Source organism: Nocardioides sp. (genome assembly GCF_036493135.1).
GTDB lineage: Bacteria > Actinomycetota > Actinomycetes > Propionibacteriales > Nocardioidaceae > Nocardioides.
Genome location: NZ_DASXQG010000097.1, coordinates 63,558 through 74,269, shown reverse-complemented (window position 1 = coordinate 74,269; position 10,712 = coordinate 63,558). Strand labels below are relative to the sequence as shown.

The window sequence follows — 10,712 nt, the reverse complement described above, 5'->3', positions numbered from 1 at the left end:
GCTGATGGGGATCACCAAGGCGTCGCTCGCGACCGAGTCGTGGCTCTCGGCAGCCTCCTTCCAGGAGACGACCCGAGTGCTCACCGACGCCGCGATCAACGCCCGCTCCGACAGCCTGCGGGGGCTGAAGGAGAACGTGATCATCGGCAAGCTGATCCCGGCCGGAACCGGCCTGGAGCGCTACCGGAACATCCGGGTGGAGCCGACCGAGGAGGCGCGCGCCGCGGCGTACGCCGTCACGGGCTACGACTCGTACGACTACGAGTTCGGCAACACCGGGGCCGTCCAGCCGGTCGCGCTCGACGACTTCGACTTCGGTTCCTACCAGAACTAGCCGGAGCCCAGGTCTTGCGCTGACCCGGCAGAAGTGTGCGGTTTTGGGGCGCTGACCCGGCAGAAGTGTGCAGGTCTGGGGCGCTGGCCCGGCAGAAGTGTGCAGGTCTGGGGCGCTGACCCGGCAGAAGTGTGCGGCGCTGGGTGCTCTGTCGCAGAATCTGTCGCGCACGTTTCTGCCGGGTCGGGCGTTGTACGGCGCACGTTTCTGCCGGGTCAGCGTCTAGGGTGCGGGGGTGCCGTTCCCGGACGAGTCGTTGGCGCGCCGGGTGGAGGTGTCGGCGTACCGGGAGACCTGGCCCGCCGAGGCTGCGGCGTACGTCGACGTCCTGCGCAAGACGCTGCCCGCGGCGACCGCGATCGACCACATCGGCTCGACCAGCGTCCCTGGTCTACCGGCCAAGGACTGCCTCGATCTGATGGTGCAGGTCACCGAGCTCGACGAGGTCGCCACCGTGCCGGCCCTGTCCGCGCGCGGCTTCCGGCTGCGACCCGAGCCCTGGAACCACGACGAGGTCACCGACGGCATCAGCTACCCCAAGCTCGTGTTCGCGGGGCCGGTGGGCGGTCGACGGGTCAACGTCCACGTGCGTGTCGCCGGCGGGCGCAACGTGCGGTACGCGCTGTTGTTCCGCGATCACCTCCGGGCCGACCCGGCGGCACGTGCGGCCTGGGGCGCCTTCAAGACGCGACTGGCGCAGAGCGTGCCCGACCTCATGGACTACGGCGAGATCAAGGCATCGGTGCAGCCGCTGCTGATGCAGGGCGCGGAGGTCTGGGCAGCCGACACCGGCTGGGCGGTGGAGCGGACGGAAGGGTAGTCCCTGACGAATCCGTCCGGTTGGATCGTTCCAGGCGGACGGTTTTGTCAGGGACTACCCCTCGGGCCGCGATTGGAGCGGCCGCCGGCCGGCTGAGAGGATCGGGGCATGACCGCGCGGGAGGAGACCGACGTCCTCGTCGTGGGTGCCGGGCCGGCGGGGTCGGCGACCGCGGCCTGGCTCGCGCGGCTCGGCGTCGAGGTGCTGCTCACCGATGCGGCGGTGTTCCCGCGCGACAAGACCTGCGGGGACGGTCTCACCCCGCGAGCGATCGGCGAGCTCGAGCGGCTCGGGCTCGGCGATTGGCTGCGCGCCCACACCGTCAACCACGGCCTCCGCGCACACGGCTTCGGCCAGACCCTGCTGCTGCCGTGGCCGGGTGGCACCCTTCCCGACTGGGGCTCGGCGGTCGCCCGCACCGAGCTCGACGACCACCTCCGCAGCACCGCGATCAAGGCCGGTGCCCGCGCCATCGACGGCGCCCGGGCGGTCGACGTACGCCGTGAGGGGGAGCGGGTCGCGACCGTCGTGTTCACCCGCGGCGACGAGACGCTCGAGGTCGACTGCCGGCGGCTGATCGTGACCGACGGCGTCCGGTCCCCCCTCGGCAAGGTGCTCGGCCGCACGTGGCACCGCGACACCGTGTACGGCGTGGCCGGCCGCGCCTACGTCACCTCGTCGATGGCCGACGACCCGTGGATCAGCTCCCATCTCGAGCTCCGCGGCGAGCGGAACGAGGTCCTGTCCGGCTACGGCTGGATCTTCCCGCTCGGCGCGTCCTCGGGTCGGGCCGAGGTCAATCTCGGCGTGGGCACCCTCGCGACCGCCAAGCGTCCGGCCGACCTGCAGGTCCGCCGGCTGATGGCGTCGTACGCCGACGGGATTCGCGAGGCGTTCGGGCTCGGCGACGAGCTGCGAGCCCCGACCAGCGCCCTGCTGCCGATGGGCGGCGCCGTCAGCGGGGTGGCCGGCCCCAACTGGGCACTCGTCGGCGACGCCGCCGCGTGCGTCAACCCGCTCAACGGCGAGGGCATCGACTACGGGCTCGAGGGCGGCCGCCTGGTCGCGGAGCTGATCGCAGACAACGCCGACCTGGCCAGGGCCTGGCCGGCCACGCTCACCGCGCAGTACGGCGAGTCGTTCTCGATCGCGCGTCGCCTGGCGGGACTCGTGACCGTCCCGCGCGTCCTGGCCACCATCGGCCCGGCGGGGATGCGTTCGGACTGGCTGATGACTCTGGCCCTGCGCTGGATGGGGAACCTCGTCACCGACGACGACCGCGACCGCGCCGCACGGGTCTGGCGGTGGGCGGGTCGACACTCGATGACGCGGGACGCGAGGCCGCCCTTCGCCTGACAGGATGGAACGACGCCTGTCCCGAGGAGGCACCATGGCGAAGAACCTGCCGAAGGTGCAGCGGGTCGCAGCGTACGGGCTGGTCCTCCGCGACGGCCGGATCCTCCTGACCCGCCTCGCCCGGCGCATCTCCGCCGACGAGCGCTGGCACCTCCCCGGTGGAGGCGTCGATCACGGTGAGGACCCGCGCGACACGCTCGTCCGTGAGATCCGAGAGGAGACCGGACTGGCCGCCGAGGTCGGCGAGACGGCACACGTCTACTCCGCCCACCGCCCGTCGATGTGGCGCCAGGGCCGCCGTTGGGACTACCAGGCGCTGCGGATCGTGTACGACGCGTGGGTGCCGGCCGACGCTCCCGAGCCGCGAGTGGTCGAGGTCGACGGGTCCACGGTCGACGTTGCCTGGCACCCGGTCGCGGATGTGCTCGCCGGGACCCTCCCGGTCACCGAGATCGTGAGTGAGGCCCTGGCCGACCATCGACCGTTCCGGCTGCAGCGGCTCGCCGTCTACGCATTGGTACGACGCGGCGGTGACGTCCTGCTGACCCGGATCTCCGCTCTCGGCGCCCATCCCGGCGCCTGGACCCTGCCGGGTGGCGGCCTCGACCACGGCGAGTCCCCGCGCGACGCGGTGGCGCGCGAGGTACGGGAGGAGTGCGGCATCGCCTGCGAGGTGGGCGACCTGCTCGACGTCCACGACATCCACTTCCGGGGGACGGCGCCATCGGGCCGCTTCGAGGACTTCCACGGCGTGCATCTGGTCTTCCACGGCACCGTCCCCGACGGGGCGGAGCCACGCGTGGTCGAGACCGACGGCACCACCGACGCCGTGGCGTGGGTGCCGGTTGCCGATGTCGAGAGCGGTGCGGTCCGGGTGCTCGACGTCGTGACGGCCGCCCTCGCGGCCGAGGCACGCTCCGTAGACTGACCCGGTGAACCCCCGGCACCGGCGACTCGTCATTCCCGTCGCCCTGGTGGGGCTGCTCCTGATCGTCGTGATCGCATCCGTGGTCCGCCGATGAGCGCACCGCTGCAGCCCGCGCTGACCCGGCTGCGCACGATGATCCTGGACGACGAAACCCTGGTCCGGGCCGTCGCCTCCGGCCGTCGGCGCGGCACGGAGCCGCCGTGGCGACGCGTCGAGCTGCGGTACGTCGACCTCAAGGCCGGCCGACACCTGCAGGTCACGGCGTACGACGACGCGCAGGCGCACACCACCAACCACGCCGTCGGCGAGCCCGCCCGGTCGGCGCTCGACGGCCTGCTCGGCCACCCGTTCGGAAACTGGCACGTCGACACCACCACGGAGACGCACCAGCTCCGGGTGACCAAGAAGGGTGAGGCGGTCGTGCACAGCCGACCGCGGGCGGCCGAGCAGGCGATCGACCGCGACCACGACCGCGACAAGGGTCGTCTGCTGCCCGAGGACGACCCGGTGTTCCGTGCCCTGGGACTCAGCGACCACGAAGGTCGGATGAAGCCCAGCCGGCAGGGGAAGTACCGCCAGGTCGAGGAGTTCCTGCGGATCCTCGACGCGTCGATCACCGACGCGCTCGACAAGCGTCACCTGCGCACCCCCACGGCCGGGGAGCCGCTCCAGATCGTCGACCTGGGCTGCGGCAACGCCTATCTGACCTTCGTCACCGAGCGCTACCTGAGCCACGTGCGCGGCCTGCCTGTGTACCTCACCGGCATCGACCAGCGCGAGCAGTCGCGCACCCACAACGAGAAGATCGCCGGCGAGCTGGGCGTGGACGCAACGTTCGTCGCCGCGTCGATCGGCGCAGCCACGCCCGGCGTACGGCCCGACGTGGTGCTGGCCCTGCACGCCTGCGACACGGCGAGCGACGATGCACTCGCGCAAGCCGTGGACTGGGAGGCGCCGCTGATCCTGGCCGCGCCGTGCTGCCACCACGACATCGCCGCCCAGCTCCGCCGGCAGCCGACGCCCGGGCCGTACGCGATGCTCACCCGCGACGGCATCCTCCGTGAACGGTTCGCCGACACCCTCACCGACGGGCTGCGCGCATCTCTGCTGCGGCTCGAGGGGTACCGCGTGGACGTCATGCAGTTCGTCGGCAGCCAGCACACGCCCCGCAACACGCTCCTGCGCGGCGTCCGCACGGGGCGGCGGGTGGACGACGGCCCGGCGCGGCGCGAGTACGACGAGCTGGTCGAGGCGTGGGGCGTCCGGCCCCGCCTGGGCGATCTGCTCGAGCGGGCGTGACGAGGCGCCGGATGCAGCTCTTGGTGGCCGGGCTGGCGATCGCCGCCCCTCTGGCGCTCGGTGTCGCGGTAACCCCGTCGGCCCCGCAGGGTGAGCGCGTCTTCGACTTCGACGACGCCGCGATCGTGGAGGCGAGCGCCTTGGTCGTCGACGACGGGCTGTTCCTGACGACCAACGACTCAGGGGACACCGGTCGGGTCTTCGCGGTCGACGGCAGCGGCCACACCGTCGGGGTCACGCACTGGTCCGAGGACCCCACCGACACCGAGGCCCTGGCGCCGGCCGGGCACGGGTACGTCTGGGTCGGTGACATCGGCGACAACCTCGGGCGCCGGTCGTCGATCACGATCGCGCGCATCCCGGTAGGCCGTGGGGACCGCACGGTGCACCCCACGACGTACCGGCTCGTCTACCGCGACGGCGCCACCGACGCCGAGACACTGCTGCGTGACCCCACCACCGGACGCCTCTACATCGCGAGCAAGAACGTCTTCGGCGGCGTGCTGTACGCCGTCCCCGCGCGCCTCGACGCCTCCGGTCCGAACCGGCTGACCTCGATCGGACGGGTGCTGCCGGTCGCCACCGACGGCTCCTTCTTCCCCGACGGCCAGCACCTGGTCGTGCGCAGCTACTCCTCCGCGGTGGTCTACGCCTGGCCGTCGCTGCAGCCGGTGGGGTCGTTCTCCCTGCCGCACCAGCGCCAGGGTGAGGGGGTCGCGGTCGCGGACGACGGCCGGGTCTACCTCTCGTCCGAGGGGCCGCACTCGTCGGTGCTCCAGGTCGCGCTGCCGCCCGCGATCCAGGACGCCGTGCACCCGCAGGTCTCCGTGGGGCCCGGTACGCCGTCCGCCTCACCCGGCTCGTCGCGCGCCGCCGACCCGGCCGAGGTCGAGCCGGCCTCGCGCGACGCCTGGCCGTGGCTCGCTGGCGGGCTTCTGGGGCTCGCCGCCCTGCTCGTCCTGCTCCGCGCGGTGCGTCCGCACTGACCCACCTCGGGGTGAGCAGACGGGAGCGACCGCTGGCTAGCGTGACCGCATGACGCGGCTGCGGCGGAGCTCAGCGGACGATCCCGGATGGACCCGTCGCCGCGCAGGGAAGGGCTTCGTCTACCTCGACCACGGCGGCGACCGGGTGTCGGTCGAGGAGGCCCGGCGGGCGAAGGGCCTGGTGATCCCGCCGGCCTGGCGGGACGTGTGGATCTGCCCCTGGCCCAACGGCCACCTCCAGGCGGTCGGCACCGACGACGCCGGGCGGCGACAGTACCTCTACCATCCCGAGTGGCGTGCCCGTCGCGACGCCGCCAAGCACCTGCGGGTGCTGGAGTTCGGCCGGTTGCTGTCGCAGGCGCGCGAGCGCGTGCTCACCGACCTCGGCACGGCCGGAATGACCCGCGACCGGGCGTGCGCGACCGCCGTCCGCCTGCTCGACCTCGGGTACTTCCGCATCGGCAACGACGTGTACGCCGACCAGTACGGCAGCTTCGGGCTCACCACGCTGCAGCGCCGCCATGTGCGCAAGCGCAAGGGCTCGCTGGTGTTCTCGTTCGTCGGAAAGTCCGGGGTCGAGCACGAGATCACCATCGACGCCCCAGCGGCCGTCGAGGCGCTGGAGGTGATGCGTCGTCGCTCGGCCCCGGCCGAGAAGAAGCTCCTGGCCTGGAAGGAGCGCGGTCGCTGGCACGACCTCGACGCCGGCCACGTGAACGACTACGTGCGCGAGGCGACCGGGATGGACGCGACCGCCAAGGACTTCCGCACCTGGCACGCCACCGTTCTCGCCGCGACCGCGCTGGCCGAGAGTGACGAGCCGGGCACGAGTAGGGCCTCGCGCAAGCGGGCGGAGGTCGCGGCGATGAAGGAGGTCGCGGAGTTCCTGGGGAACACCCCGGCGCAGGCGCGCACGTCGTACGTCGACCCCCGCGTGGTCGACGCCTACGAGGAGGGTCGCACGATCGGGCACGCCGTACGCCGCAAGGCGGGGTCGCCGGACGAGCGGCAGGCGATCCTCGAGCGTGCGGTGCTCCGGCTGCTCAAGGACGCGTGACCGTCAGCCCTCGCCGAGCGTCGGGTTGCGCCAGACCCAGCTCGGCCGCGCGTGCACCTCGGTGAGTCCCGCGCGACGCATGTTGTGCAGCGAGGGGTTCCGGATCTCCTCGGTCTCCGCGAACGTCTCGGCCGACGCGAAGCGCAGCCCGCGGTCGCGTGCCTCGCGGATGCGGGCGTCGAGCAGGGCACCTTGGGCGCCACGGTTGCGCCCCTCGGGCAGGGTGGCGGCGCCGAACAGCGCCACCGAGGACGTCTCCGGCACGCACATCATTCGTGCGACGGCGATGAGGGACTCGCCGTCCCATGCGCCGTACGTCGCCCAGTCACCGTCGAAGTACTGCGCGCCGTCGAACATCGCGAAGGCGTCGGGTGAGGCGTCGAACCCGAAGCCGGCCGCCATGATCCGGACGAACTCCTCGGCGTGCTCGGCGTCCAGCCGTGAGATGCGCAGGTCGGTGTCGACCGTGCGCGGCTCGGCCGGGCCGAAGAGCTTCACGAACATCGTTCCCTGAGTGAGGGCGTGCCTGGTGGTGACCGCCTCCCAGTCGTCGGGGACCACTCGGGCCTGGACCAACATGCTGAGGGCGGGGACCCCGCGCTCGCGCGCCCGCTCGAGCACCTCGGCCACGGTCGCCTCGGAGAGCGTCTCGCAGAACCCGAGCGCCTTGTTCCAGTAGCCCCACATCGGGTCCTGCACGACCACGGTGTGGACGCCGTCGGCGGCGTCGTGGCTGCTCAGGTCGAGCTGCGCCCGTACGGCGGGGGTCTGGTCGTCGACGATCCGTCGCATCGCGATCGCCTCGGTGCGCTCGGCCAGGTCGGACCACTCGGCGCTCGGCTGGGTGTGCGAGTCCGTCATGGCGGAACTCTCCCCTCCCCATCACCTCACCGTCATCGGTCTGGGGAACGATAGGGGCATGGACCTCACGGTCGTCCAAGGAGACATCACCCAGCAGCACGTCGACGCCGTCGTGAACGCCGCGAACCGCGCGATGCGTGGCGGCGGGGGAGTCGACGGCGCGATCCATCGGGCCGGCGGGCCGGCCGTGCTCGAGGACTGCATCGCGCGCTTCCCGCACGGGCTCGCCACCGGCGACGCCGGGTGGACGACGGCGGGGGAGATGGCGGCCCGCTGGGTGATCCACGTGGTCGGGCCGAACCACCGAGCGGGCGAGACCGACCGGTCTCTGCTCACGTCCTGCTACGCGCGAGCGCTGGCCGTCGCCGACGAGCTCGGCGCCAGGACCGTCGCGTTCCCGCTGGTCAGCGCCGGGATCTACGGCTGGCCGAAGGACGACGCGATCGCCGTCGCCGTCGAGACGTTGCGCTCGACGCCGACCGAGGTCGAGGAGGCGCGGCTGGTCGCCTTCGATGCCGTCACGCATGCCGCGCTGATGGCGCGCGTCGATGGCTGACGCCGAGGGCCGACCGGTCTTCGTGCTCCACGAGCACCGGAAGCCCCAGCCGCACTACGACCTCCGGCTCGAGGAGGACGGCGTGCTGCGGTCGTGGGCGGTGCCGAAGGGACTGCCACCGAATTCGCGCACCGACCGCCTCGCGGTCGCCGTCTCCGACCACGACCTGGACCACGCGACGTACACCGACACGGACAAGGACATCGCCGACACCGGCTGGTGGGCGCTCGAGGACCGCACGGACAAGCGGTTCGTGTTCGTGCTCCACGGCCGCGACGGTTCCCGTCGCTACGCGCTCATCGACACCGGCTCGGACTGGCTCCTCCACCTGACGAAGGACCAGCCGGGGGACTGACCGATGGACCCTCAGAGACGCTCGACCACATAGTCGATGCAGGCGGTGAGAGCCTCGACGTCCGGGGGGTCGATGGCGGGGTACATCGCGACCCGTAGCTGGTTACGACCGAGCTTGCGGTAGGGCTCGGTGTCGACGATCCCGTTGGCTCGCAGGGTCGCTGCGATCGCGGAGGCGTCGATCGCGTCGTCGAAGTCGATGGTCCCGATCACCAGCGACCGGTGGTCGGGGTCCGCGACGTACGGCGTCGTGTACGACGTCTTCTCGGCCCAGCCGTAGAGCGCGTCCGACGACGCGGTGGTGCGTTCGACCATGCCCATGAGCGAGCCGTTCGCGTTCATCCAGTCCAGCTGTTCGGCCATCAGGAAGATCGTCGCGATCGACGGGGTGTTGTAGGTCTGGTTCAGCCGCGAGTTCTCGACGGCGGTGACCAGGTCGAGGAACGCCGGGATGTGCCGCCCGGTCTCCTTGATCGCCGACGCGCGCTCGATCGCCGCCGGTGACATCAGCGCGATGAACAGCCCGCCGTCGGAGGCGAACGCCTTCTGCGGTGCGAAGTAGTAGGTGTCGACCTCGGTCAGGTCGACCGGCAGCCCGCCGGCGCCCGAGGTCGCGTCGATGAGCACGAGCGCGTCGTCGTCGGCGCCGGCCACACGGCGTACCGGGGCCATCACCGCCGTCGAGGTCTCGTTGTGCGGCCAGGCGTACACATCGATCCCCGCCTCGGCGACCGGTTCCGGGCGTGTGCCCGGCTCCGAGGCCACCACCGACGGCTGGGCCAGCCAGGGCGCGGCCTTGGCCGCCGCCGCGAACTTCGCCGAGAACTCCCCGAAGGACAGATGCTGGCTCTTCTCCCGGATCAGGCCGTACGTCGCGACGTCCCAGAACGCGGTGGCGCCGCCGTTCCCCAGCACGACCTCGTACCCGTCGGGCAGTCCGAAGAACGTCGCCAGGCCCTCTTGCGCGCGTCGTACGAGACCGCGCACGGGCGCCTGCCGGTGGGACGTCCCCATCAACGTCGCCCCGCTCGCAGCGAGCGCGTCGAGGTGGCCGGTCTGGATCTTGGAGGGCCCCGCGCCGAAGCGGCCGTCGGCCGGTTTCAGGTCGTCGGGGATCGAGATCGCGTCGGTCATGAGCAACCTTCCGTGCGACTGGTGGTGGTCCGCCGGACGACGCTGTCGGCGCTGGCTATTGTGTCAGGGCCGTAGCTCCGGAACCGCGGGAGGACACCAGGTGGGCACGTCACGGGGTCGCTCGCCTGTGCCCGACGACGGACTCGCACACCTGCGGATCGAGCAGCTGCCGATCTCGCATCCGGACGCGCAGTTGCTGGTGGAGGCCGTCCAGCAGGAGTACGTCGTCCGGTACGGCGGGCGCGACCGGACTCCGATGGTGGCCTCGGAGCTCGCCCCGCCCACCGGCGCGTTCTACGTCGGCTACCGCGACGACCGGCCGGTGATGACCGGCGCGTGGCGTTTCCGCGACGACGTACAACGGCTCGGGTCCGCTCGACCGGCAGAGGTCAAGCGGATGTACGTCGTGCCCGCGGCGCGCCGCGAGGGACTCGCGCGGCTGATGCTCGCGCACCTCGAGTTGACCGCGCGGACGGCCGGAGCAGAGGTCATGATCCTGGAGACCGGGACGGCGCAGCCGGAGGCGGTGTCGCTCTACCTGGCGGCCGGTTACCGGTCCATCGAGCCGTTCGGCCACTACCGTGACGCGCCCCGCAACCGCTGCTACGGCCGCAGGCTGGGCTGAGGGCGGTCGCTCCACCGTCTCTCGGCGCGGTACCCGCGGGCCGCCAACGCGAGGACCAGGGCTCCAGGTCGACCTGCGGAGCAGCCACGGCGCCGTGCCCGACGACGTGGCGAAGGCGGCGTACCTCGTCGTGCAGGAAGGTCTCGGTCTCCAGGGCATGCGCACCCGGGTGGAGCGGCTGGGCGGCGTGCTCAGGGTGGGCCGACGACCGGCGGCTTCGAGGTCCTGGCGACGTTCCCGGTGGGCAGCTGAGTCCGTGATCCGGGTGGCGGTGGTCGACGACCAGGCCCTGGTCCGCACCGGGCTACGCACGCTGGGTGCGCGCGACCGGGCGCAGCTGGTGGTGTTCGCGATCCGGTCCGGGCTCGAGCCGCCTCCGAGCGACGGCTGAAGATGCCCGTC

Annotated in this window: 12 protein-coding genes and 1 pseudogene; 11 read left to right on the top strand and 2 right to left on the bottom strand. The window is 72.1% G+C overall.

From position 1 onward, the window contains the following. The 7 genes and pseudogenes from VGJ24_RS18870 to VGJ24_RS18840 form a co-directional block, all read left to right on the top strand. Positions 1–334: pseudogene (locus VGJ24_RS18870) on the top strand (DNA-directed RNA polymerase subunit beta'); the annotation flags it as partial. Between the two features lie 235 nt (positions 335–569). After that, on the top strand, positions 570–1,154 hold the full coding sequence (locus VGJ24_RS18865; protein ID WP_331502184.1) for a GrpB family protein: 585 nt from the start codon (positions 570–572) through the stop codon (positions 1,152–1,154). Between the two features lie 108 nt (positions 1,155–1,262). Beyond that, entirely contained in the window at positions 1,263–2,510 is a 1,248-nt protein-coding gene (locus VGJ24_RS18860; protein ID WP_331502183.1) for a geranylgeranyl reductase family protein, read from the top strand. A 34-nt stretch (positions 2,511–2,544) separates the two neighbouring features. Next, the gene (locus VGJ24_RS18855) at positions 2,545–3,438 is read left to right on the top strand and encodes an NUDIX domain-containing protein (RefSeq protein ID WP_331502182.1); all 894 of its coding nucleotides are present in this window, start codon (positions 2,545–2,547) and stop codon (positions 3,436–3,438) included. 90 nt (positions 3,439–3,528) lie between these two features. Further along, on the top strand, positions 3,529–4,737 hold the full coding sequence (locus VGJ24_RS18850) for an SAM-dependent methyltransferase (protein WP_331502181.1): 1,209 nt from the start codon (positions 3,529–3,531) through the stop codon (positions 4,735–4,737). A gap of 11 nt (positions 4,738–4,748) precedes the next feature. Next, complete coding sequence (locus tag VGJ24_RS18845) at positions 4,749–5,723, top strand: hypothetical protein (protein WP_331502180.1); 975 nt, start codon at positions 4,749–4,751, stop codon at positions 5,721–5,723. A 49-nt stretch (positions 5,724–5,772) separates the two neighbouring features. Next, complete coding sequence (locus tag VGJ24_RS18840; protein WP_331502179.1) at positions 5,773–6,780, top strand: DNA topoisomerase IB; 1,008 nt, start codon at positions 5,773–5,775, stop codon at positions 6,778–6,780. Positions 6,781–6,783: 3 nt separating this feature from the next. Here the strand turns inward: VGJ24_RS18840 and VGJ24_RS18835 are convergent, their stop codons facing one another. After that, positions 6,784–7,641 (bottom strand): hypothetical protein, encoded by an 858-nt coding sequence (locus tag VGJ24_RS18835; RefSeq protein ID WP_331502178.1) that lies wholly within the window; start codon positions 7,639–7,641, stop codon positions 6,784–6,786. 58 nt (positions 7,642–7,699) lie between these two features. Here VGJ24_RS18835 and VGJ24_RS18830 point away from each other — a divergent pair, with 58 nt between their 5' ends. Together VGJ24_RS18830 and VGJ24_RS18825 are read left to right on the top strand one after the other, a co-directional pair. Next, the gene (locus VGJ24_RS18830) at positions 7,700–8,197 is read left to right on the top strand and encodes an O-acetyl-ADP-ribose deacetylase (RefSeq protein ID WP_331502177.1); all 498 of its coding nucleotides are present in this window, start codon (positions 7,700–7,702) and stop codon (positions 8,195–8,197) included. Continuing rightward, complete coding sequence (locus VGJ24_RS18825) at positions 8,190–8,552, top strand: DNA polymerase ligase N-terminal domain-containing protein (RefSeq protein ID WP_331502176.1); 363 nt, start codon at positions 8,190–8,192, stop codon at positions 8,550–8,552. Before VGJ24_RS18830 ends, VGJ24_RS18825 begins: the two co-directional genes overlap by 8 nt. Positions 8,553–8,563: 11 nt before the next feature. On the opposite strand, the gene serC is transcribed toward VGJ24_RS18825, so the two are convergent. Continuing rightward, the gene (gene serC, locus VGJ24_RS18820) at positions 8,564–9,685 is read right to left on the bottom strand and encodes a phosphoserine transaminase (protein ID WP_331502175.1); all 1,122 of its coding nucleotides are present in this window, start codon (positions 9,683–9,685) and stop codon (positions 8,564–8,566) included. 100 nt (positions 9,686–9,785) lie between these two features. Here serC and VGJ24_RS18815 point away from each other — a divergent pair, with 100 nt between their 5' ends. Both VGJ24_RS18815 and VGJ24_RS18810 read left to right on the top strand, forming a co-directional pair. Continuing rightward, positions 9,786–10,310: a GNAT family N-acetyltransferase gene (locus VGJ24_RS18815; RefSeq protein ID WP_331502174.1), complete on the top strand. Its 525-nt coding sequence runs from the start codon at positions 9,786–9,788 to the stop codon at positions 10,308–10,310. A 94-nt stretch (positions 10,311–10,404) separates the two neighbouring features. After that, positions 10,405–10,701: a hypothetical protein gene (locus VGJ24_RS18810; protein ID WP_331502173.1), complete on the top strand. Its 297-nt coding sequence runs from the start codon at positions 10,405–10,407 to the stop codon at positions 10,699–10,701. Positions 10,702–10,712 lie beyond the last annotated feature (11 nt).